The following is a 22,505-nucleotide window of genomic DNA, read 5'->3' on the forward strand; positions in this document are numbered from 1 at the left end:
CCTACTCTCAGCGCTTCTTGCCGGTGCGCCGGCGACGGACGATGAGCTTGTTGCTCGCTTTGTTCGGCTTGCGGGTGCGGCCTTCGGGCTTGCCCCACGGGCTCACCGGGTGACGACCACCGGAGGTCTTACCTTCACCACCGCCGTGGGGGTGGTCGACCGGGTTCATCACGACGCCACGGACGGAGGGGCGCTTGCCCTTCCACCGCATGCGGCCGGCCTTGCCCCAGTTGATGTTCGCCTGCTCGGCGTTGCCCACCTCGCCGACGGTGGCGCGGCAGCGCACGTCGACGCGGCGGATCTCACCCGAGGGCATACGCAGCGACGCGTAGGTGCCTTCCTTGCCCAGCAACTGGATGCTGGCGCCCGCCGAGCGGGCGAGCTTGGCGCCGCCGCCTGGCCGCAGTTCCACCGCATGCACCAGGGTGCCCGCGGGGATGTTGCGCAGCGGCAGGTTGTTACCCGGTTTGATGTCGGCGTTGGGACCCGACTCGACGACGGTGCCCTGCTTGAGACCCTCGGGGGCGATGATGTAGCGCTTCTCCCCGTCGAAGTAGTGCAGCAGTGCGATGTTGGCGGTGCGGTTGGGGTCGTACTCGATGTGCGCGACCTTGGCGTTGACGCCGTCCTTGTCGTGGCGACGGAAGTCGATCACCCGGTAGGCACGCTTGTGTCCACCGCCCTTGTGCCGGGTGGTGATGCGGCCGTGCGCGTTTCGACCGCCCTTGCCGTGCAGCGGTCGAACCAGCGACTTCTCCGGGTGGTCGCGAGTGATCTCAGCGAAGTCGGAGACGCTGGCACCGCGGCGACCGGGGGTCGTCGGCTTGTACTTGCGAATTGCCATGATTCTCTAGGTCTTCCTCCGTCGCCGGCTTGACGAAATCAAGCCGGTGCTCCGAACAGGTCGATGGGCTTGCTACCCGCGGCCAGCGTGACGATGGCGCGCTTGGTGCTCTTGCGCTTCCCGTATCCGGTGCGGGTGCGCTTGCGCTTGCCCTGCCGGTTGGCGGTGTTCACCGAGTCGACCTTGACGCCGAAGATCTTCTCGATCGCGATCTTGATCTGCGTTTTGTTCGAGTCGGGATGCACGATGAACGTGTAGACGTTGTCCTCGATCAGCCCGTACGACTTCTCGGAGATGACCGGCGACAGGATGATGTCGCGGGGGTCAGTGACGGTCGCCATCAGGCCGACACCTCCTCTTTCGCAGTCTGGTTGGCGCTGATGTAGGCGTTGAGCGCCTCCACGCTGAAGATCACGTCGTCAGCGTTCAGCACGTCGTACGTGTTCAGCTGGTCGGGCGAGATCACGTGCACGCCCGGGAGATTGCGCACGCTCTTGGCGCTGACCTCGTCGGCGCGGCCGATCACCACGAGCACCTTGTTCTTCTCGAGCTTGCGGTCGGCGACGAGTGTGGCCAGGAACGCCTTGGCGCTCTTGGTCGACGGCGTCTGGCCCGCGACGATCTCGGTGACCGCGTGAATCCGGTCGTTGCGCGCCCGGTCGGACAGCGCACCGCGCAGAGCCGCCCGAATCATCTTCTTCGGGGTCCGCTCGCTGTAGTCGCGCGGCTTGGGGCCGTGCACGATGCCTCCGCCGGTGAACTGCGGCGCCCGAATCGAGCCCTGGCGCGCGCGGCCGGTGCCCTTCTGCCGGTACGGCTTCTTGCCGCCGCCGCGGACTTCACCGCGCGACTTGGTGGAGTGCGTGCCCTGCCGCGCCGCGGCCAGCTGCGCGGTGACCACCTGGTGCATCAACGCGATGTTCACCTCGACGTCGAACAGCTCGGCGGGCAGCTCGACGGAGCCGTCTTTCGCCCCCGCCGGGGTGTGGACATCAACTTTGAGAGCCATTACTCGCTCCTCTTGATTGCGCTGCGGACCATCACGAGCCCGCCGTTACGGCCGGGGATTGCGCCCTTGATCAACAGCACGCCGTTCTCGGCATCGACCTTGTGTACCACCAGGTTCAGCGTCGTCACGCGATCGTTGCCCATGCGGCCCGACATGCGCGTGCCCTTGAACACGCGGCCGGGCGTGGCGCAGCCACCGATCGAACCGGGGCGGCGGTGCACGGCCTGTGCACCGTGGCTGGCGCCCTGACCGCGAAAACCGTGCCGCTTCATCGTGCCGGCGAAACCCTTGCCCTTGCTGGTGCCGGTGACGTCGACGTAGTTGCCGTCGGCGAAGATCTCGGCCGTCAGCTCCTGGCCCACCTCGTATTCGGCGGCGGCGGACTCGTCATCGAGCCGCAGCTCAGCCAGATGCCGGCGCGGGTTGACCCCGGCGGCCGAATACTGGCCCGTGACAGGCTTATTGACCTTGCGCGGGCTGATCTCGCCGTAGGCCAACTGCACCGCGCTGTAGCCGTCGCGCTCCGGCGTACGGATACGCGTCACCACATTGGGCCCGGCCTTGACGACCGTCACCGGCACGACCCGGTTGTTCTCGTCGAACACCTGCGTCATGCCCAGTTTGGTGCCCAGAATGCCTCGCCGCGGGGCGGCGGATTTATTACCGCTAGCCATGTTCTGGTCTCTCCTACTGGATGTTGACGTCGACGCTGGCCGGCAGATCGATGCGCATCAAGGCGTCAACGGTCTTCGGCGTGGGGTCGAGGATGTCGATCAGCCGCTTGTGAGTACGCATCTCGAAGTGCTCCCGCGAGTCCTTGTACTTGTGCGGGGACCGGATGACGCAGTACACGTTCTTCTCAGTCGGCAGCGGCACAGGACCAACCACGCTGGCGCCGGTTCTGGTGACCGTTTCCACGATCTTGCGCGCCGAGGCGTCGATCGCCTCGTGGTCGTAGGCCTTGAGCCTGATGCGGATCTTCTGTCCCGCCACGCTTCTCCTACCTCACTCATACTGGGCCCGAAATCGGGCCGCCCTCACCGGCGCAGTCACGCTGCATGCCGCCGCTGTTCTTCTGTCTGTGGTCCACCGGCCCCCGCGGTCGGGTGTGTCGCCCGCACACGCACTCGTCCGCTCGAAAATCTTCGCGATCGAGATTGGCACCGGATGCGCCCGGTTGGGCGCCGGTCGTATGCCCCGGCCACGCGGTCCGAACAGGCACCGTCCCGGCTCAAGGCAACCCGAACAGTATGCCCTAGAAAACGGCACGCTCCAAATCCCTGGCCACGGGATACCCGCTGGCCCTGGCGCCGGGCCCGTAGGGCCACCGTACCCGTGACTGCAGCGGTGCCGTCGAGTCCGCGTCCGGTCCGGGATCAGCTTCCCAGGCCGGCCCAGAACGCGCACTGGTGTTTCTGCTCGAAATCGGTGATGACGCGGCTGCCATCCGGTTCCAGCCACATCCGCTCACCCGCGGGCCCGCTGGTCAGCTCCGGCCAACCGGGTCCTGGTGAGCCGGCCGCGACGAACCGCGCCCAGTAGTCGACCATCTCCTCGGACAACCGCTGTTGGGCAGGGTCCAGCGGTGGCGCACCGCCGACGTCGAACAGGTACCGAAGCTCCAGGGAATGCGCCGCCCCGACCGGGAACGGCGCCTCGAGCAGGGGTTCGGGTGCCGGCGCGTCGCGGTCCCCGAACTCGTAGGCGTAGACGGGCTGGTCGGAAAGGGCGTCGGCCATCCGGTCGGCCACGCAGGCGTATTCGGCCGCCGTCACCGCCGCCGAATACGCCAGCGCGACGTTCCCGCCGTACCGTTCGGGCGGATACCGCGCCGCTACGGCGGACCCGTGCGGTCCGAACGCCTCGGCCAGCAGACCGGGGTAGTTCGCGGCGTCGAATGTCCTCCCGCGCAACGCCTGCAGCGCAGCGAACAGCGTGTGTTCGTCTTGCGTGGTGCCGATCATCACCGGCACCCGGGCGGCCTCACCGCTGGTGATCGCGGCGAACGACTTCTCGGGTAGCGCCTCGGTGCCCGCCACCGGACCGCTCAGGCGTTCGGTCCCGAACCAGGCGTACGTCAGCGGGGCCGCCAACCGATCGGCGGGCAGCGACCGTAGGCAGTCCGCGGCGACGCGGGGATCGGCGCATCCGACATCGGCTGCGTATGCGGTGCTGGCCGCCTGGGCGGCCGGCAGGTCGTACTGCGCCTGACATGGCGCGCTCTGGATGATCGCCGCGCTGAACAAGCCCCGGGACCCGGGGGCGACGAGGTGGTCGCACACCGCCATCCCGCCCGCCGATTCGCCGGCGATCGTGACCCGGTCCGGATCTCCGCCGAACCCGGCGATGTTGTCGCGGACCCATCGCAGCGCGGCTTGCTGGTCGGCGAGGCCGTAGTTGCCGACGTCGCCGCCGGAACCCCATGCGGGATGAGCGAGGAAGCCGAGCGCCCCGAGGCGATAGTTGATAGTGACGACGACGACGCCGCGACCGGCCAACCGCCGCGCGGGGTAGATGTCGCCGCTGCCGTTCAGGAAGCTGCCACCGTGGACCCACACCATCACCGGCCGCGGTTCGTCCGACGGCGGCGGCGTCCAGACGTTGAGGGTCAGGCAATCCTCGCTGGGCGGGCGTCGGTCGACGTCGGAGCTGGTGTCCTGGATGCAGCGCGCACCGGGGCGAGTCGCATCCCGGAATCCCGCCCACGACTCGACCGGCGCGGGCGACTGCCAGCGCAACGCATCGAGAGGCGGTGCGGCGTAAGGGATTCCAGCAAAGTACCGATGATCGTGGGCGACGGTCCCGCGGACCGCTCCCGCGGCGGTTCGCACCACCCCGGGGTCGTCGGGCACCTTCACCGCGGCGGTCTGGCCCTCGGCGCAACCGGAGACCGCGGCGGCCAGCAGTACGAGCGCCGCCGCCACGCGACTGACACCGCGCCGGACAGGCCGGCTGCGCCTTCCACTCGCCACCTCGCGAGCGTACTGACGCAGCTCGGATCCCCCCGTCCGGGCCATCGCTTAGAGTGCATACTTGACAGCTGTCAAGAATGACCCTGAGCGAGGGAACCTATGAGCACGCCGATCATCGCAGACGCCGCCAAGGTGCTGGCCGATCCGAAGGCCTACACCGACGAGGCGGGCCTGCACGCCGCATTGACCCACCTGCGCGAGAACGCCCCGGTGTCCTACGTCGACGTGCCCGATTATCGGCCGTTCTGGGCCGTCACCAAGCACGCCGACATCATGGCGATCGAGCGCGACAACGAGCTCTGGATCAATGCGCCGCGCCCGATGCTCGTCACGGCCGCCACGGACGATCTCTCGCAGGCCAACCTCGCCGCCGGTGGCGGGCTGCGCACTCTGATCCATATGGACGACCCGCTGCACCGCGACATCCGCAAGATCGGGGCGGACTGGTTCCGGCCCAAGGCGATGCGCGCGCTGAAGGCCCGGGTCGACGAGCTGGCCAAGATCTACGTGGACAAGATGGTCGAAAAGGGTCCCGAATGCGACTTCGTCCAAGAGGTCGCCGTGAACTTCCCGCTCTACGTGATCCTGTCGCTGCTCGGGCTGCCCGAATCCGACTTCGGCCGCATGCTCAAGCTCACCCAGGAGATGTTCGGCGGCGACGACGATGAGTTCACCCGTGGCAAGAGCGCGCAGGAGCTGCACGAGGTCATCACCGACTTCTTCCGCTACTTCACCGCGCTGACCGCTGAACGCCGGGCCAACCCCACCGACGACCTGGCCTCGGCGATCGCCAACGCCAAGATCGACGGCGAATATCTCAACGACGTCGACTGCCTGTCCTATTACGTCATCGTCGCCAGCGCAGGCCACGACACCACGAGCGCGGCGATCTCGGGTGGTCTGCTGGCGCTGATCGAGAACCAGGACCAGCTCGCCCGGCTGAAAGCCCACCCGGAGCTGATGGGCACCGCGGTCGAGGAGATGATCCGCTGGACCACTCCGGTCAAGGAGTTCATGCGCACCGCCACGGCCGATACCGAGGTGCGCGGTATACCGATCAAGCAGGGCGAATCGGTGCTGCTGTCCTATGTTTCGGCCAACCGCGACGAGGACATCTTCGACGAGCCCTTCCGCTTCGACGTCGGCCGTGACCCCAACAAGCACCTGTCATTCGGTTACGGCGTGCACTTCTGTCTCGGCGCCGCTCTGGCACGCATGGAGATCAACAGCTTCTTCACCGAGCTGGTACCACGGCTCGATTCGATCGAGTTGGCCGGCGACCCGGAGTTCATCGCGACGATCTTCGTCGGTGGGCTCAAACACCTGCCGATCAGATACTCGCTGCGCTGAAGTCGAACCCGTCGGCGTGATGGGAGCCACCTCGCGGCGCGAAGTGGTGTCGGTCACATAGACTGTGCTTGACACCCGTCAAGTCTTTCCCGAGGAGCTTCATGAGCACGCCGACGATGGACCAGAGATCACAGGAAGCCGCGAAGGTCTTCGCCGATCCCAAGGCGTATACCGACGACGATCGGCTGCACGCCGCCTTTGCTCATCTGCGGGCCCACAACCCGGTGCCCTATGTGGACCACCCGCCGTACCGGCCCTTCTACGCGATCACCAAGCACGCCGACATCATGGCGATCGAACGCGACAACAACCTGTGGCTGAGCGAGCCGCGGCCACTGCTTGCGACCGCCGAAGCCGACGACCTGGCAAGGGCACAGTTGGAAGCGGGCATGGGACTGCGAACGCTGATCCACATGGACGACCCGCATCATCGCGATGTCCGCAAGATCGGCGCGGATTGGTTCCGCCCCAAGGCGATGCGCGAATTGAAGGTTCGGGTGGACGAACTGGCCAAGCGCTACGTCGACAAGATGCGCGACATCGGCCCCGAATGCGACTTCGTCGAGGACATCGCGGTGCACTACCCGCTCTATGTGATCCTTTCGCTGCTCGGGCTGCCCGAGGAGGACTTCCCGCGCATGCTCAAGCTCACCCAGGAGATCTTCGGCGGTGACGACGAGGAGTACCAGCGCGGGACCACCCCCGAGGAGAAACTGCAGACGGTGGTCGAATTCTTCGCCTACTTCGGCGAACTGACCGCTTCACGACGGGCGAACCCGACCAATGATCTCGCATCGGCGATCGCCAACGGAACCATCAACGGTGAGCCGCTGAGCGAGGTCGACACCGCGTCGTACTACGTCATCGTGGCCACCGCAGGCCACGACACCACCAAGGACGCGATCTCCGGCGGTCTTCGCGCGCTGATCGACAACCCCGACCAACTCGCGCGACTTCAGGCACAACCGGAATTGATGGGCACCGCGGTCGAGGAGATGATCCGCTGGACCACCCCGGTCAAGGAGTTCATGCGGACCGCCGCCGAAGACACCGAGGTCCGTGGCGTACCGATCGCCAAGGATGAATCCGTTTATCTCGCTTACGCATCCGCGAACCGCGACGAAGACATCTTCGACGAACCGTTCAAATTCGACGTCGGCCGCGATCCCAACAAGCATCTCTCGTTCGGCTACGGCGTGCACTTCTGTCTCGGTGCCGCGTTGGCGCGCATGGAGATGAACAGCCTGTTCACCGAACTGCTGCCGAGGCTGGACTCGATCGAGCTGGCCGGGGAACCCGAACTAGCCGCGACAGTGTTCGTCGGCGGGCTCAAGCATCTTCCGATTCGCTACTCGCTGAGGTGATCTCGCTCGGCTTCTTCGCGTGGGTGGCCAAATATCCGTCGACGGAGGCCTCCGCGCACGCGCGGTAGTCGAAGTCGGCCACCGTCGACAGCTTCCCGAGAAGCAACGGGCCGATGAGAAGTGCGATCGTCTGGATCCGGTCCACCTCGTCGAGTTCCTCGGCCGCCTGAGCGCCGTCGAGGATCGCGTCGAAGGGCGCCGAATACAGCGCGATGATGCGTGACCTCAGGGTCCCCACGGCATCCGAATCCGACTGCTGCACTTCGGAGTACGTCCCCACATCGGGACCGGATGCCATCCATGTCATGGCGGTGATCATCGCGGACGCCTCGGCGATCGACTCCGCCCATCCCACGACGACCGCAATCAAACGGTCGCGCAGGCTGCCCTCGGCGGGCGGCATCGGCGCCGGATTGAGCAGGCTCAAGAACGCCGCCGCCATCAGGTCGTTGGCGCTCGGAAAGTGGCGATACAGCGTGGCGCGCGCGACGTTGGCGGTTCTCGTGACCGCGTCGATGGTGACCGCACTCGGACCGCCTGCCCGCAGCAGCGTCGTAGCCGCCTCGAGCAGGCGGGCACGGGACCGGGCCGGCCTCGGGTCGGTACTCGCCCCGCTCATCGTTTAACCCACTTCCTCGCCGGGAACAAGACTATCGGTCTCACACCGAGACTGTTAGTCTCGAAAATCTACTGCGGAAGAGAGCGACGTATGGTCGACACCCTCAGCCGGTCTGACCAGGATATCGGCGCGAGCGTCGCAGACCTGTCCTCCCGTGCGCGCGTCTGGCTACTCACCGTCGCCTGCATGGGCGTCGCGCTGGTGATCAGCTCGATGGTCGCCCTCAACGCCGCCCTGCCCGACATCGCGGTGGAGACGTCGGCGACCCAGGCCCAGCTGACGTGGGTGGTCGACGGTTACACCCTGGTGCTGGCGTGTCTGTTGCTGCCCGCCGGCGCGATCGGCGACCGGTACGGCCGCCGCGGTGCTCTGCTCGCGGGTCTCGGTATCTTCACACTCGCCTCGGCGGCGCCGTTGATCTTCGACGGCCCACTCGCATTGATCATCGCCCGCGCCGTGGCCGGTGTGGGCGCGGCGTTCGTCATGCCCGCCACCCTGTCGCTGTTGACGGCCGCATACCCGAAAGCCGAGCGCAACACGGCCGTCGGCATCTGGGCGGGCGTCGCGGGCTCGAGTGCGGTGGTCGGCTTTCTGGGATCCGGTGTGCTACTCCACTTCTGGTCGTGGCAGTCGATCTTCTGGGCGTTCACGCTCTCCGGTGCGGGCCTGTTCGGGCTCGCCTGCACGGTGGCCTCGTCTCGCGATCAGCAAGCCACACCGCTCGACTGGCCAGGAGCGGTACTGATCGGCGGGGCCGTCGCGGTGTTCGTCTACGGCGTGCTCGAGGCGCCCACCCACGGCTGGACACATCCCCTCGTATACGGGTGCATGGCTGCCGGCGTTGTCATGGCGGCCGTCTTCGCGGTGTGGGAACTGCGCAGCGCGCACCCACTGCTCGACGTCCGGCTCTTCGCCAAGGCCGACTTCACCACCGGTGCCATCGTGGTGACGTTCTTCTTCCTCGCGAACTTCGGGTTCTTCTTCGTCTCGATGCAATACATGCAGCTGTTGCTCGGCTACACCCCCCTGCAGACGGCTTTCGCATTGGCGCCGCTGGTTGCCCCTCTTCTGGTCCTCAGCCTTGCGACACCGTGGTATCTGCCACGACTGGGTCTGCGGATCGTCCTTTCCACCGGCCTGGCGCTGATTGCGGGCGGGCTGTTCTATATGCAAACGCTCGAAGTGAACTCGCCTTACCTGGACCTCGCGCTGCCGCTGCTCGTCATGTCGACGGGCATCGGTTTGTGTACGGCGCCAGCGACTTCGGCGATCATGGGTGCGGTGCCGGACGAGAAGCAGGGCGTCGCGTCGGCGGTCAACGACTCCACCCGCGAGATCGGCGCCGCACTGGGCATCGCGGTGGCGGGCTCGGTGCTCGCCGCCCAGTACGGCGATAGCCTTGCGCCCCATTTGCGCGGCCTACCCGAATCGCTCCGCACGGCCGCGTCGAACTCGCTGGCCGAGGCGCTCGAGGTGGCCGCACGGCTGGGCCCACAGGGTGCCGACCTGTCACAGGCCGCGCAGCTGGCGTTCATGGACGCCATGCACATCTCCCTGATCGCCCTCGGGGGCCTCTGCGCGGTTGCCGCGGTGTTCATCGCACTGTGGGCACCTGGCCGAGACGGAAGGCAGTTTCGCTTCATCGAGAGGATCGTCTCGCGGTCAGACGATGAACTCGGCCGCTCGGTGCCCGACCATGACGATGGTGGCGTGCGGGCCGCGGCTGGGGATCACCGGTAGCACCGACCCGTCGACGACCCAGAGCCCCTCGACCCCGCGCACCCGGCACCGCGGGTCCACCACCGCGACGTCGTCGTCATCGTCACCCATCGGCGCAGTCCCCGAGAGATGCTGCGACGTCGACCATGACGCCGGCCCGACCTCGGCTGCCCCGACGAGTTCGCGGGACAACGCGATCCCGGCGCGGAGCTTTTCGACGTCGTCGGGCTCGCTGTCGTAGCGGTGCTCGATGACCGGAGGCACATCGGGGTCGGCGCTCACGACCGTGACGGCTCCTCGCGACTTCGGCCGCATCAACGTCACCCCGATATGGGGGTGGTCGCCGGGATCGTCGCGCCGCCCGCTCACCATAGCCCCGAAACCAGCTGTGTACGGCCTGATTTCGAGCCAGTCGGCGGTGGTGAGCACCGCCTCCAGAGGTGGGAGTCCGTGCGTTTCCGTCCAGTTCACCGGCAGCACCCACTCGGGGTGGTCCGACATCACCGCTCCCACTGGCAGATTCGCCGTCACCGGTATTCCCACCCGCTCGAGGGTTTCGGGTGGGCCGATGCCCGAGAGCATCAGAAGGTGTGCCGACCCGATTGCTCCGGCGCACAGCACTATCCGGTCCGCCTCGAGATAAGTGACACCGTCCTGGCTTGCACACTCCACGCCGACCGCTTGCCCGGCGGTGATGCGGATGCGGTGCACCCGGGTATTGGTGAGCAAGGTGACGTTCGCACGGTCCAAAGCCGGTTGCAGGAAGGTCCCACCGGGACCCATGCGGGCACCCTGGTGGATGTTCAGCGGCACCGCGCCCACTCCGGCCCCCACCGGCGCCTCGACGGTCGAACCGTTCAGATCGGCTACCCACGGATGCCCGGCTTCGGTGGCCGCCGCCACAAATGATGCTGTGCAGCCGTCGAATTCGGCAACACGCTGAATTCGTATCGGCCCTTCCGAGCCGTGTATAGCATTGTCGAAGTCGAGGTCGGTTTCGATGGCTCGGAAGTGCGTGAGCACATCCGACCATGCCCAGCCGGGCAGGCGCCAGTCGTCGAAATCCGACGGAAGCCCACGGCAGAAGTAGCCGCCGTTGACGGCGCCCGATCCTCCGACCACCTCGCCGCGCATGAGCATCGCATGACGCAGCGGATCGACGGTCAACGTTGTCGGGTAGCGCCGCACCACTGAACTCGCGGCGCCGATCGGCAGCCGCAGTCCGTCATTGATCTGCGCCGAGACCCGAGGGTCGGACGGCCCGGGACCCGATTCAACGACGGTGACGGTGCATGCCGGGTCGGCGGAGAGCCGCTCGGCCAGAACGGATCCGGCGCTGCCGGCACCGACGATCAGGACGTTACTGCGGACGCGAGGAGCAATAAAGGTACTGCGCACGCGGCAGAGTCGTCTCAGGTCCGGATCTGGGGTTTGAGCGCACCGAGATGACGCTCACGGACAACACCCGTCCACAGACCTGCCCCGTAGGCGATGTCGTCGAGGCGCTTGAGGGCGATATAGGTGAGCAGGCCGACCCGCTGGGTGTCGTCTTCGGTGTTTCGGCTCCGGGTCAACCAGTCGACGACCCCTTCAACCACCGCGGCCACGAGCACGACCTGCCGGCATCGTCGGGACAAGACCGCCGCGACGAGCGCGACCGGCCAGTAGTGCCGGCAGATCGCCGACGCCAGCTGCATCGCTGCGGACCACAGTCCGTGTGCGGCCACGACCGCGACGTCTTTGGGTTCGGGCTCCACACTCGACAGGGACTTGGCGATGCGCCTGCCGGTGATGGTTGCGACGACGATCGAGGCCAGATATCCGATCGACGAACCCATCGCCATCAGCATCCAGGCCACCAACGTCCAGCCCGAGATCACCAGCGGAGCGGTCTTACCGGGATGACGCACCGACAGCGGTGCGGCGGCCTCGCCGTAGAAAGACCTGCGCGAGAACCACTCTCGCAGTTGGGTCCGATGGTCGTGCGCCACCAGCGCGATGGGCTCGTAGCGTAGACGCGCACCGGATTCGATGAGTCGCCAGCACAGATCGACATCCTCACCTGAGGTCAGCGTCTCGTCGAAGCCGCCGACCTCCCCCAGCATGGCCCGCCGGCCGATGATCGCGGCACTGGGTACATAGGACACCGTGCCGTAGGGCATGACCGGGGCCTCCCGCAGACCCAGGTCCAACGAGGAGCGCACCGCTTCGTAGCGGGCGACCACATTGTCCGGCTCGCGGAGGCCGACGATGCGCGGTGCGACCAGGGCCACGGCGGGGTCGCAGAAGTGGCCCAGCAGCGCCTCCAGCCAGCCGCGCCGTGGTACGACGTCGCTGTCCAGGAAAGCCACGAAGTCGGTCGTGCACGCGGCCAGACCGGTGTTGCGGGCGGCCGCGGGTCCGCGGCTGCGCTCGTGTCGCACCACCTGTACCCCGGCGTGGACGTCGGCGAAGTCGGACGCCTCGAGTGGTGTCTCAGAGCCGTCGTCGACGACCACCGCCCGCAGACCGCGCACGGCGGTGAGCAGTCGGCGGACGCCAGAAGCGTTGTCGCGCACCGGTATCACGACCGTCACGTCCCGGTGCGAAGGGCCGCTGGCGGGACGGGGGTGCGCGACGGTCGCGTCGAGCAGGGTCCGGGCCAACTGGGCGCTGACGGCGTCGTGCACTTCGAGCCTGCCGCCGCTGAGCATGGTCTGCGCCGCCGGCGCCAAACGAAGGAGGCGGGTCGGGGAGCCGCCGAGTAGGGCCGACCCGTCGCCGAGCACCTTCACCCGGCGGTCCACCTGCACGGCGAAACCGTCGGGCAGTCGCGGTCCCGTCATGTCAGCATCCCGTCGCGGTCGGGCGCCCAGCGCGTGATCCGCCGAAGGCATGTTTGGACCATATCGGGAAAAATGCGGGCGCCGTCCTCCACGGTCGCGGCGGTGGGATCGCCGAGCACACCGACCTCACTGACGGCGGCCACTCCGCCCCGCCGCAGTTCGGGGATCAACTCGCGAAGGGGCGCCGTGTTGCCGGGCACCCGCTCGTCGATACGGACGTCCTGCGGCGAAATATGTAGCAATACAGACGTTTCGGTATGGCCCGCGTGCGCGTCGGCACCCGCCACCGTGCACGAGCACCATCCCGCCTCCCGGCCCTCGTAGCGCAGCAAAGCGGTCGCGGCGGCCAGCGCTTCGACGTTGCCGCCATGGCCGTTGACGAAGACCAGCCGTGACGCCCATCGGGATGCCGACCGGCCGTACTCCACCAGCAACAGCCTCAGCGCGGATGTCCCGATTGAAACGGTGCCGCTGAACTCCTCGTGCTCGCCGCTCGCGCCGTAGCCGATGGCGGGGGCCACCATCCAATTCACGCCGTCGGTGTCGGCGAGCCGGTCAGCAACCGCCCCACAAACGGCCGTCGCGATGCGAGTGTCGGTGTCCAGCGGGAGATGAGGGCCGTGCTGCTCGGTGGATCCGACGGGCACGAGGAGGGCTGACGGCTTGCTCTGCAGCTGCTTCGACGTCGCATTCGCGAGCAGGCTGACAGACGGCACCCGCCGATGGTAGGCCGAATTCACCTGTCGTGCGCCAATTGTTGAAGCATGCGCAGCAATTGATTCACCGAATTTCTCGCCGCCGGCGCCGGCGTCGTCCCCCCAGTCCCCTGCGCCCCGCCTGTACCAGCACGTTCCCGAACGCGGGGCTCGCCGTCAGGTGGCCGAACCTCCGGGCACGCCGAGCTCCCGGATGAACCCGGGAGGGACCAGGACGTCGTCGGGTCCAAGATCATGTACCGAGGCGCGACCCAGCCCCATCAATGCAGAATCGATGCCTCCCCGCAGGACGTCGAGCACGTTCTCGACACCGGCCTGCCCGTTGGCCGCCAGACCCCACAGGTATGCCCGCCCGATCATGACCGCGCGGGCACCGAGCGCGACCGCCTTCACCACGTCGCTGCCTCGCCGGATGCCTCCGTCGAGCACCACCTCGATGTCGTCACCGACCGCCTCGACGATCGGCGGCAGGGCGCGAATCGAGGCCGGCGTCCCGTCCAGGTTGTTACCGCCGTGATTGGACACCGAGATCGCTGAAACACCGGCATCCACAGCACGTTTCGCGTCGTCGACACGCATCACGCCCTTGAGCATGAAAGGACCGCCCCACAGCTCGCGTAGCCAGGCGATGTCCTCCCAGGTCGGCGGCGGGGTGCCCATCCACTCGCCGTACGCGGCGAAGAACGGCGGGCCCTCCTCGCCTCGCGCGGCCTGATTGGGAACCCGCAGGTTCGGCGGCCGCAGGGTCTTACCCCACTGCCACATCCAGCGCGGTTTGGTCAGCCCCGTCGGGAGCATGCGCACGGTGGTGCGCAGGTCCATCTGCTCGGGGATCTTCGGGCTGCCCCAGTCGCGGCCGTGCGAGAAGCTCCAGTCCGTGGTGACGATCAGACCGACCGCACCCGCCTGCCGCGCGCGCTCGACCCGGGCGGCGATCGCATCCCGCCCGCCCAGCCAGTACACCTGGAAGAAGAGCTTGGGGTTGGCCGCGATCACCTCTTCGATCGGCTTGCTGGCGAACGACGACAGGCCCATCGCGGTGCCGCGCGCGGCGGCCGCGCGTGCGACCGCGACCTCGCCGTCCGGGTGGACCGCCTGCACACCTGTCGGCGAGATCAGCACCGGCAGCGAAATCTCCTGTCCCATCACGGTGGTCGCGAGATCGCGCTTCTCCGTCGCACCGACGACATGCGGCGCGAAGCCCAACTCGGCGAACGCCTCGACGTTGTCGGAGACCGTCACGCCCTTCTCGCTGGCGGCGACGAGCGCCGAGTACACCGGCTTGGGAAGCCGGCGCCTCGCACGCTCCTGAGCGGCGGCGACCGTTTCGAACCAGGTGTCGGCCATGATCACACCGGACTTTCGTTGCAGAGCCTCTTGGGAGGCGCCCCGGCGCCGGCATCGGGCCGGGGAGGCGCCCCGGCGCCGACATCGGGCCGGGGAGGCGTCGTGAGCAGCTTCAGCATCACCGGACCCGATCGCGAGTGGTCGACGCTGGACTTCGGCTTGACCCGTTCTTGAGCCAGCGCGGGAGCGCCGTAGCCCTCCACGCACTCGGGGTCCGGGCCGTCCATCGGCAGCCCGGTGAAGAACTTGGCGGCCATGCACCCGCCGCGGCAGCTGTCATAGTGCCCGCAACTGCCGCACGCACCGGCCGACTGCGGTTCGCGCAGCTCACGAAAGAGCGGCGCGTTCTGCCAGACATTCCGAAAACCGCCGTCGGACAGGATGTTTCCGGCGTGGAACCGGTCGTGAATGGCGAACGGGCACGCGTAGACGTCGCCGACGGGATCGATCAGACACACGACGCGGCCCGCCCCGCACAGGTTCAGCCCGGCGAGCGCGCCGGGTTCACCCAACCCGGCGAGGTGGAAGAACGAGTCGCCGGTGAGCACCCGGTCACCCTTGGCGACCAGCCAGTTGTAGAGCTGAACCTGCTGGTCGGCGGTGGGGTGCAGGTCGTCCCAGACATCGGCGCCCCGACCCGACGGCCGCAGCCGTGTGATCCGCAGCGTTGCGCCGTATTGCGCTGCGAGAGCGGCGAAGTCGTCGAGCTGGTCGACATTGTGGCGGGTCACCACCACCGAGATCTTGGCGTCCTTGAAACCGGCGTCGGCCAGGTTCTGCAGGGCCCTGGTCGCCATTGCGAAGGACCCCGCCCCGCGGACGGCGTCGTTGATCTCCGCGGTCGCGCCGTCGAGGGAGATCTGCACGTCGACGTAGTCGCTGGCGGCCAGCCGGGTCGCGACCTCGGGCGTGATGCGCACACCGTTGGTGGAGAACTTCACGCCGACGTGGTGGGCGGTGGCGTAGTCGACGAGCTCCCAGAAGTCCGAACGCACGGTCGGCTCGCCGCCGCCGATGTTGACGTAGAAGACCTGCATGCGCTCGAGCTCGTCGATGATGTCCTTGCACTGCGCAGTGCTCAGCTCGCGCGGGTCGCGCTTACCCGACGACGACAGGCAGTGCACGCACGCGAGGTTGCAGGCGTAGGTCAGTTCCCAGGTCAGGCAGATCGGGGCGTCGAGTCCGTGCTCGAACTGCTCGACCAGCTTGGGCACACGTACGGCTTCGGTCGATGTCATTGCGGCACCAGCATTTTCGATCGAGCAAGCACGCCGAGTGCCTGCAGGTACGGCGCCTGCTGCGCGTCGTCGATACCGACGGCACGGCAGGCGGATCGGACGTCGGGATGGTCGGACAGAGTGTTGACGACGTCGACGATGGTCCGGTTCTTCAGGAAGGACAGCTTGCGCGTCCCGAAGTGGTAGAGCAGCGCCCCGAACGGCTCCGGCCGCACCGCCACCTGGTGGTGCAGCCGCCAGCCGAGCTCCGGGTCGAATGCGATGCCTTCCTCGGGCACCGCCGACGACGAGGTCACGATCAGTAGACCCCGCACATCCCGTCAATCGACACCTCTTCGACGAGCGTCTCGGTAACCAGCTCGTCGGTCTGGTCCTGCTGCTGCGGTTCCATTTGGCCCTCCATGGCTGCGCCTTTCGATATCACCGGTTCTCGACAACTGTGATCGAGGTCGCAATAATATGGCATCGAGTGCCTAAATGGAAAGGGGACCCCCTATGGGGCCGGACCAGCACCGGGTGGGCCGCCGGCGCTCGACGACGTGGGACCACATCAGCAACGTGGCCATCGACCTCTTTGCCAAAAAAGGGTTCGACGACGTCAGCGTGGACGACATCGCCGAAGCCGCGGGAATCGCGCGGCGCACGCTGTTCCGCTACTACCCGTCCAAGAACGCCCTGCCCTGGGGCGATTTCGACGCTCATCTGGCCCACATGCGAAACCTGCTGGCCGATCTCGATCCCGAGGTGCCCATCGGCGAGGCGCTGCGCACCGCGTTGCTGGCGTTCAACAGCTTCGATGCCGCCGAGACGGCGCGCCACCGGATGCGCATGCGGGTGATCCTGGAGACCGCCGCGCTGCAGGCCTACTCGATGACCATGTACGCCGGCTGGCGCGGCGTGGTCGCCGAGTTCGTCGCCAAACGCCTCGACGCCACCGCAGGCGACCTGATACCGCAGACGGTGGCGTGGACGATGCTCGGCGTAGCGCTCTCGGCGTACGAACACTGGCTGGCCGACGAGAAGGTTTCGCTGGCTCAGGCGCTCGGTGCGGCGTTCGACACCGTGGCCGACGGGCTGTGGGCACTCGATCGCTGAATCACCTCGGCGCGCTCGGCCACCGCGATAGCTTGGGGCGGTCGCGAAAGGACGCCGATGGCCGAGCACAGCGCCGAGCACAAGACGGGCCACGATCTGCTCTACGACTCCCTGTGGACGAAGGGCACGGCTTTCAGCCACGCAGAACGCCGCCGATTCGGGCTGCTGGGGCTGCTTCCTTCGGCCGAGAAGAGCCTCGAGCAGCAGACCGAACATTCATGGCGCGAGTTCAGCAGGCGCCGCGAGCCGCTGGACAGGCACATCTATCTTCGAAACCTGCAGGACCGCAACGAGACACTGTTCTACCGGGTGCTGCGCGACCATATCGCCGAAACCATGCCGATCGTCTACACACCGACCGTCGGCGAGGCCTGCCAGCGCTTCAGCGAGATCTACCGGCGCCCGCGCGGGCTGTTCGTCTCCTACCCCGACCGCGAGTTCCTGCGCGAAATGCTGCGCAACCGCCCGCGACGGGAGATCGACGTCATCGTCGTCACCGACGGCCAGCGCATTTTGGGCCTGGGCGATCAGGGCATCGGCGGCATGGGTATTCCCATCGGAAAGCTCTCGCTGTACACGCTGATCGGCGGCATCGACCCGGCCCGCACGCTGCCCGTGCTGCTGGACGTGGGTACCGACAACGTCGAGCTGCTCGAGGACCCGCAGTATCTCGGCTGGCGGCACCGCCGCATCGGTGACGACGAGTATTACTCGTTCATCGACGATTTCGTCACCACGGTGCGCGACGAGCTGCCCGACGTCCTTCTGCAGTGGGAGGACTTCGCCACCGCGCACGCGCTGCCGATCCTGCAGCGCTACCGCGACAAGCTGCTCACTTTCAACGACGACATCCAAGGCACCGCCGCGGTGACGTTGGGCGCGCTGCACGGGGCGGCCAGGGTGGTGGGGCGCCCGCTGTCACAGCAGCAGGTGGTGATGCTGGGCGCCGGCTCGGCAGGCATCGGGGTGCTCGAGATGGTGCACCGTCAGATGGTCAGCGAGGGCCTGTCGGCTCAGCAGGCGTCGACACAGATCTGGGTGGTCGACATCAACGGTCTGCTCACCGACGACCGCACCGACCTGTCCCCCGGCCAGCGGGCGTTCGCCCAACCCGCCGGGCGGGTGGCGAGCTGGAGCTTGTCCGGGCCGGCTCAGCTCGCCGACGTCATCCATCACGTCGATGCCGGCGTGTTGCTCGGATTATCGACCGCCACAGGGGCATTCACTGAGGACATCGTGCGGGAGATGGCCGCCAAGGTCGATCGCCCGATCATCTTTCCGCTGTCGAACCCGACCAGCCGGGCCGAGGCCCACCCAGCCGAACTGGACACCTGGACCGGCGGACGCGCGTTGGTGGCGACGCGTTCGCCGTTCGCGCCGCTGGAACGCGACGGGGTGCAGCGGCCGATCGCCCAATGCAACAACGCCTACATCTTCCCCGCGATGGGCCTGGCCGTCACCGCGGCGCAGGCGACACGGGTGACCGACGAGATGATGCGGGCCGCGGCCGCGGCGCTCGGCGACGCGTCTCCCGCCCTCGTCGATGCCGGGGCACCGTTGTTGCCCGCGTGGTCGGACATCCCGGATGTGGCCATACGCATTGCACAGGCGGTCGCGACACAAGCCGTCGCCGACGGCGTCGCACCCACCCGCAAGCCCGACGAGCTGGCGCAGCGGATCACCGACGTGCGGTGGACCCCCGAATACCGGGGCTGACCCCCTGCACCCCTGCCCGCCTGTACACCAGTGGGCACTCGCAAAAAAAAGTTCCGCCGGAACCGTCGGAGTTCGGCGCGCAACGGCGACGATATGGGTGTGAGCGCCGAACCGAATGGCACGGACGCTCCACGGGAGCTGCTCGCGCTGTACGACGAATCCTTACCGGTGGTGTACGGATACTTCGTCCGACGTTGTGGTGACCGTGGAACCGCCGAAGACCTGACGTCGGAAACCTTTCTGGCGGCGATGGACGCCGCGAGACGAACCGCTCCGCCACCGATCACCGTGCCGTGGTTGCTCGGGGTGGCGCGCCACAAGTTGGCCGACCACTACCGGCGCCGCCACGACCGGTTCACCACGCCGGTCGCCGAGCTGCCCGAACCCGTCGAGCCGCCCGACGACTGGGACGCCGAACTCGACCGCATCGTCGCCGAGAGTGTGCTCGCCAAGCTGCCCGAGCACCACCGCACGGTTCTGGCACTGCGCTACATGGACGACTGCTCGGTGCCCGAGTGCGCCGAGCTCATCGGCCGCACGGTGCACGCGACAGAGGCGCTGCTGGTGCGGGCCCGCAAGGCGTTTCGCGCTCACTACCCGGAACCGGAAGGGAGGCAGTCGTGAACAACAGCCACGATCCGCTGGCCGTGCTGCGCGGCGACGAACTTCCGGTCGCCCCCGACCCGGCTTTCGCCGCCGGGCTGCGCGCCCGACTGGAGTCGGCGCTTTCTCTACCGAATCGAACCGAGGAGGTCGTCATGAGTGGAACCGATACCGCCATCGCCGAGCTGTCCGAGCCCACCGTCGCGCCGACGGTCCCCCGGTCGGCGGCACTTCCGTACCTGACGGTCCGCAATGCTCGCGATGCGATCGGTTGGTACGTCGACACATTCGACGCCACGGTGGTCGGTGAACCCTTCGAGATGGACGACGGCCGCATCGGCCACGCCGAGTTGGCGATCGGCGACGGCGTGCTCTACCTCGCCGACGAGTATCCCGAGATCGGGCTGAGAGCTCCTGCAAGGCAGTCTGTTTCGGTGAGCTTGATGCTGCATGTCGCCGATACGGACGCGGTGCTCGAACGGGCTCGCAGGCACGGCGCCGAGGTGCAGCGCGAGCCGTACGAGAATTACGGCGCGCGGAGCGCAGCGATCGTCGATCCGTTCGGCCACCGCTGGATGCTCACCGGGCCCGTGACGGCTGCGGCCGTCCCGATCCAGCACGGTGACGTCGGCTACGTGTCGGTGTGGGTGCCAGATGCCGAGGCGGCCGCGCGGTTCTACGGTCATGTGCTCGGCTGGACCTATGACCCCGTGACCCAGCAGGCGACCAACACCGACCAGCGGATCGGCATCTTCAGCGTCGACAGGCCGCAGGGCATGCTCTGCTGCTACGCGGTCACCGACCTCGACGGTGCGCGGCAGTCGATCATCGACGGCGGTGGCACGGTGGGCCGGACCCAGGAACTCGACTTCGGGACCGTTCTCGACGCCACCGATCCCGCCGGGATGGCGTTCGCGGTCTTCCGGCCGGCTCCGGGCACGCCGCGTCCAGCCCTCAACGGCACAGGGCCGGGGGAACTTTCATACATCACCTATCAGGTGCCGGACTCCGCGGCGTTCAAGGCGTTCTACAGCAGGGTGCTGTTCTGGATGTTCGAGCCGGGGCGCGTCGACGATGGCTGGGGGGTGCGCGACACGCATCCGATGTCCGGCGTCGCAGGTGGCAACACCGATGCGGTGACCGTGCCGATGTGGACGGTCGACGACATCGAAGCCGCGGTGGCGCGCGTGCGGGAGGCGGGTGGCACCGTCATCGACGAGCCGTCGCAGCAGTCCTACGGGAAGTCCGCGCTGTGCACCGACGACCAAGGCACCCGCTTCTACCTCGGCGAGCTCTAGGGCCGCTCAGCCGAGGAGGTCGGCGATGGGTGCGCGCGCCGCGATCTTGGCGCGCACCTTCATCACCTTGCCCGGCATGCCACCGCCGACGACTCCGGCCACCACGCCGTCACGCTCGTAGTAGGCGAGGAACTTGCGACCGTCGTCCTCGACGACGTGGACGACGTCTTCGGCCTCCGGTTCGCCGAGGCATTGGATCTTGACGTCGTACTGGTCGCTCCAGAAGTACGGCACCGAGACCGCGGTCGGCGGCTCCTGCCCCAGCATCGCCGGCACCAGGACGCGGGCTTGGTCGGCGACGTTGCTCCAATGCTCAACGCGCACTTGGTGACCGAGGTTGTGTCGCCATGACGCAACGTCGCCGATGGCCCAGACATGCGGCGCGCTGGCGCGGCCGTGGTCGTCGCAGACCACCCCGTTGTCGAGCTTGAGGCCGCTGCCTTCGAGCCAGTCGGTCGACGGGCGCGATCCGATGCCGACGACCACCAGATCCGCTTCGAGTTCGGTGCCGTCGCTGAGCACCACCGTCTCGACGCGATCCGAGCCCCGCACTTCCGCAACGCCGACGCCACAGCGGACGTCGACACCCTCGGCGCGGTGCACCCGGGCCACCAACTCACCGATCTGCTCGCCGAGCACCGACGCCAGGGGCGCCGGTTGCGGCTCCACCAACGCGACCTCGACGCCGAGCTTGCGTAGGCTCGCCGCCACCTCGCAGCCGATGAACCCGGCTCCGACGACGACGGCGCGACGAGCCGAACCGGCCTCCTGCCGGAGGGCCACGCTCTCGTCGTAGTTGCGCAGCACGTGGATCCCCGCGAGGTCGGGGAAGGACGGAATGCGCTTGGGCACCAGACCCGTAGCGATGATGAGTTCCTCGTAGGGCAGTTCGGTGCCGTCGGCGAGCGTCAACGTCTGGGCGGCCGTGTCGACGGACCGCGCGCCGTTGCCCAGCAGCACGGTGATGTCGTTCTCGTCGTAGAACTCCGCGGGCTTTAGGCTGACGTCGTCGGTCTCGGAGCGCAGCACCTCCTTCGACAGCGGGGGCCGATCGTATGGCAGATGGTCCTCGTCGCAGACGATCGTGACCGGACCGCTGTATTCCGACCGGCGCAACTGTTCGGCGGTGCGCGCGGCCGCGAGTCCGCCGCCGACGATGACGATGCCCGCTGATGTGGTCATGGGCAGTTTCTTACACGATCCCTACTGCCTTTTGTCCGCCACCCCGGGCAATGGCGCTCAGCCGCGATCGCGGTCGATGACGTTGGTCAGCACGACGACGCTCTCGCTGCGCTCGACGTGGGCGGCCGAACGGATGCGCTCCAACGCCTCTTCGAGGTGGCGCATGTCGCGCGCCACGACGTGCAGGATCGCGTCGGCGGTGCCGGTGACGGTGGCTGCGCTGATGACTTCGGGGATGTCGATCCACGCCGCCCGCAATTGTTGTGGGGCAATGGTTCCGTGACGGAAGACCTGCACGTACGCCTCGGTGGTCCAGCCCAGGGCGGCCCGGTCGACAACGGTCGTGAAGCCGCGGATGACGCCGTTGTCGAGCATGCGGTCGACCCGGCGTTTGACGGCGGGCGCGGACAGATTGACCTGCTCCCCGATCTCGGCGTAGGTCGCGCGGGCGTCATCGGTCAGCGCCGCGAGGATCTGCTCGTCGGTCGCGTCGAGGCGCTCCACGGTCACCTCCGCACAATAAATCGCCACTTGGCGTGACTGTACACAACAAATCACTACTAGACACGCAATGAACAACAATGGATTGCAGCAGAAACCGTCTCTAC

At 67.5% G+C, this 22,505-nt stretch carries 23 protein-coding genes; 7 read left to right on the forward strand and 16 right to left on the reverse strand.

The window, feature by feature from the left end; translation table 11 throughout:
* Window positions 1–7: 7 nt before the first annotated feature.
* The 6 genes from rplB to CEX88_RS09655 all read right to left on the reverse strand — a co-directional run bounded on the left by rplB (window position 8) and on the right by CEX88_RS09655 (window position 4,870).
* A complete protein-coding gene (rplB, locus tag CEX88_RS09630; RefSeq protein ID WP_064419510.1) occupies window positions 8–844 on the reverse strand; it encodes a 50S ribosomal protein L2 in 837 nt (278 codons plus the stop codon).
* Between the two features lie 38 nt (window positions 845–882).
* Window positions 883–1,185, reverse strand: coding sequence for a 50S ribosomal protein L23 (gene rplW / locus CEX88_RS09635; protein WP_064400118.1), 303 nt, complete (start codon window positions 1,183–1,185; stop codon window positions 883–885).
* The gene (gene rplD, locus CEX88_RS09640) at window positions 1,185–1,853 is read right to left on the reverse strand and encodes a 50S ribosomal protein L4 (protein WP_064400119.1); all 669 of its coding nucleotides are present in this window, start codon (window positions 1,851–1,853) and stop codon (window positions 1,185–1,187) included. The genes rplW and rplD overlap by 1 nt, the downstream gene beginning before the upstream one ends.
* A complete protein-coding gene (rplC, locus tag CEX88_RS09645; RefSeq protein ID WP_064400120.1) occupies window positions 1,853–2,527 on the reverse strand; it encodes a 50S ribosomal protein L3 in 675 nt (224 codons plus the stop codon). The genes rplD and rplC overlap by 1 nt, the downstream gene beginning before the upstream one ends.
* A 13-nt stretch (window positions 2,528–2,540) precedes the next feature.
* On the reverse strand, window positions 2,541–2,846 hold the full coding sequence (rpsJ, locus tag CEX88_RS09650; protein ID WP_003883485.1) for a 30S ribosomal protein S10: 306 nt from the start codon (window positions 2,844–2,846) through the stop codon (window positions 2,541–2,543).
* Window positions 2,847–3,229: 383 nt separating this feature from the next.
* Entirely contained in the window at window positions 3,230–4,870 is a 1,641-nt protein-coding gene (locus tag CEX88_RS09655) for a carboxylesterase/lipase family protein (protein ID WP_094293309.1), read from the reverse strand.
* Window positions 4,871–4,924: 54 nt separating this feature from the next.
* Here CEX88_RS09655 and CEX88_RS09660 point away from each other — a divergent pair, with 54 nt between their 5' ends.
* Complete coding sequence (locus CEX88_RS09660; protein ID WP_094293310.1) at window positions 4,925–6,175, forward strand: cytochrome P450; 1,251 nt, start codon at window positions 4,925–4,927, stop codon at window positions 6,173–6,175.
* A gap of 101 nt (window positions 6,176–6,276) precedes the next feature.
* Entirely contained in the window at window positions 6,277–7,539 is a 1,263-nt protein-coding gene (locus CEX88_RS09665) for a cytochrome P450 (RefSeq protein WP_094293311.1), read from the forward strand.
* Here CEX88_RS09665 and CEX88_RS09670 read toward each other — a convergent pair.
* Window positions 7,505–8,158, reverse strand: coding sequence for a TetR/AcrR family transcriptional regulator (locus tag CEX88_RS09670; protein ID WP_094293312.1), 654 nt, complete (start codon window positions 8,156–8,158; stop codon window positions 7,505–7,507). The two genes, CEX88_RS09665 and CEX88_RS09670, sit on opposite strands and share 35 nt — an antisense overlap.
* 90 nt (window positions 8,159–8,248) lie before the next feature.
* Here CEX88_RS09670 and CEX88_RS09675 point away from each other — a divergent pair, with 90 nt between their 5' ends.
* Complete coding sequence (locus tag CEX88_RS09675) at window positions 8,249–9,898, forward strand: MFS transporter (RefSeq protein ID WP_094293313.1); 1,650 nt, start codon at window positions 8,249–8,251, stop codon at window positions 9,896–9,898.
* On the opposite strand, the gene mftG is transcribed toward CEX88_RS09675, so the two are convergent.
* The 7 genes from mftG to mftA form a co-directional block, all read right to left on the reverse strand.
* Window positions 9,821–11,275: a mycofactocin dehydrogenase MftG gene (mftG, locus tag CEX88_RS09680; RefSeq protein ID WP_238382023.1), complete on the reverse strand. Its 1,455-nt coding sequence runs from the start codon at window positions 11,273–11,275 to the stop codon at window positions 9,821–9,823. The two genes, CEX88_RS09675 and mftG, sit on opposite strands and share 78 nt — an antisense overlap.
* A gap of 14 nt (window positions 11,276–11,289) precedes the next feature.
* The gene (gene mftF, locus CEX88_RS09685) at window positions 11,290–12,702 is read right to left on the reverse strand and encodes a mycofactocin biosynthesis glycosyltransferase MftF (RefSeq protein WP_094293314.1); all 1,413 of its coding nucleotides are present in this window, start codon (window positions 12,700–12,702) and stop codon (window positions 11,290–11,292) included.
* Entirely contained in the window at window positions 12,699–13,442 is a 744-nt protein-coding gene (gene mftE / locus CEX88_RS09690) for a mycofactocin biosynthesis peptidyl-dipeptidase MftE (protein WP_094293315.1), read from the reverse strand. Before mftE ends, mftF begins: the two co-directional genes overlap by 4 nt.
* A 132-nt stretch (window positions 13,443–13,574) precedes the next feature.
* Window positions 13,575–14,765, reverse strand: a complete 1,191-nt coding sequence (mftD, locus tag CEX88_RS09695) for a pre-mycofactocin synthase MftD (RefSeq protein ID WP_068193901.1) — start codon at window positions 14,763–14,765, stop codon at window positions 13,575–13,577.
* A 2-nt stretch (window positions 14,766–14,767) separates the two neighbouring features.
* Window positions 14,768–16,003 carry a mycofactocin radical SAM maturase gene (mftC, locus tag CEX88_RS09700; protein ID WP_094293317.1) on the reverse strand — a complete coding sequence of 412 codons (1,236 nt, stop codon included), beginning with the start codon at window positions 16,001–16,003 and terminating at the stop codon, window positions 14,768–14,770.
* Window positions 16,000–16,317 (reverse strand): mycofactocin biosynthesis chaperone MftB, encoded by a 318-nt coding sequence (mftB, locus tag CEX88_RS09705; RefSeq protein ID WP_064400128.1) that lies wholly within the window; start codon window positions 16,315–16,317, stop codon window positions 16,000–16,002. Before mftB ends, mftC begins: the two co-directional genes overlap by 4 nt.
* On the reverse strand, window positions 16,302–16,394 hold the full coding sequence (mftA, locus tag CEX88_RS09710; protein WP_082693978.1) for a mycofactocin precursor MftA: 93 nt from the start codon (window positions 16,392–16,394) through the stop codon (window positions 16,302–16,304). The genes mftB and mftA overlap by 16 nt, the downstream gene beginning before the upstream one ends.
* Before the next feature lie 104 nt (window positions 16,395–16,498).
* Between mftA and mftR the strand changes: the two genes are divergently transcribed.
* The 4 genes from mftR (at window position 16,499) to CEX88_RS09730 (ending at window position 20,715) form a co-directional block, all read left to right on the forward strand.
* Entirely contained in the window at window positions 16,499–17,098 is a 600-nt protein-coding gene (gene mftR, locus CEX88_RS09715) for a mycofactocin system transcriptional regulator (RefSeq protein WP_066849523.1), read from the forward strand.
* A 57-nt stretch (window positions 17,099–17,155) separates the two neighbouring features.
* Entirely contained in the window at window positions 17,156–18,814 is a 1,659-nt protein-coding gene (locus CEX88_RS09720) for an NAD-dependent malic enzyme (protein WP_094293318.1), read from the forward strand.
* A gap of 99 nt (window positions 18,815–18,913) precedes the next feature.
* A complete protein-coding gene (locus CEX88_RS09725; protein ID WP_094293418.1) occupies window positions 18,914–19,438 on the forward strand; it encodes an RNA polymerase sigma factor in 525 nt (174 codons plus the stop codon).
* Complete coding sequence (locus CEX88_RS09730; RefSeq protein WP_094293319.1) at window positions 19,435–20,715, forward strand: VOC family protein; 1,281 nt, start codon at window positions 19,435–19,437, stop codon at window positions 20,713–20,715. Before CEX88_RS09725 ends, CEX88_RS09730 begins: the two co-directional genes overlap by 4 nt.
* Before the next feature lie 6 nt (window positions 20,716–20,721).
* On the opposite strand, the gene CEX88_RS09735 is transcribed toward CEX88_RS09730, so the two are convergent.
* Window positions 20,722–21,897 (reverse strand): NAD(P)/FAD-dependent oxidoreductase, encoded by a 1,176-nt coding sequence (locus CEX88_RS09735; RefSeq protein WP_094293320.1) that lies wholly within the window; start codon window positions 21,895–21,897, stop codon window positions 20,722–20,724.
* Window positions 21,898–21,954: 57 nt separating this feature from the next.
* Entirely contained in the window at window positions 21,955–22,401 is a 447-nt protein-coding gene (locus CEX88_RS09740; protein WP_094293419.1) for an Rv2324 family transcriptional regulator, read from the reverse strand.
* Window positions 22,402–22,505 lie beyond the last annotated feature (104 nt).

This window comes from Mycobacterium neumannii (assembly GCF_002245615.1).
In the GTDB taxonomy this organism is placed as follows: Bacteria; Actinomycetota; Actinomycetes; order Mycobacteriales; family Mycobacteriaceae; genus Mycobacterium; species Mycobacterium neumannii_A.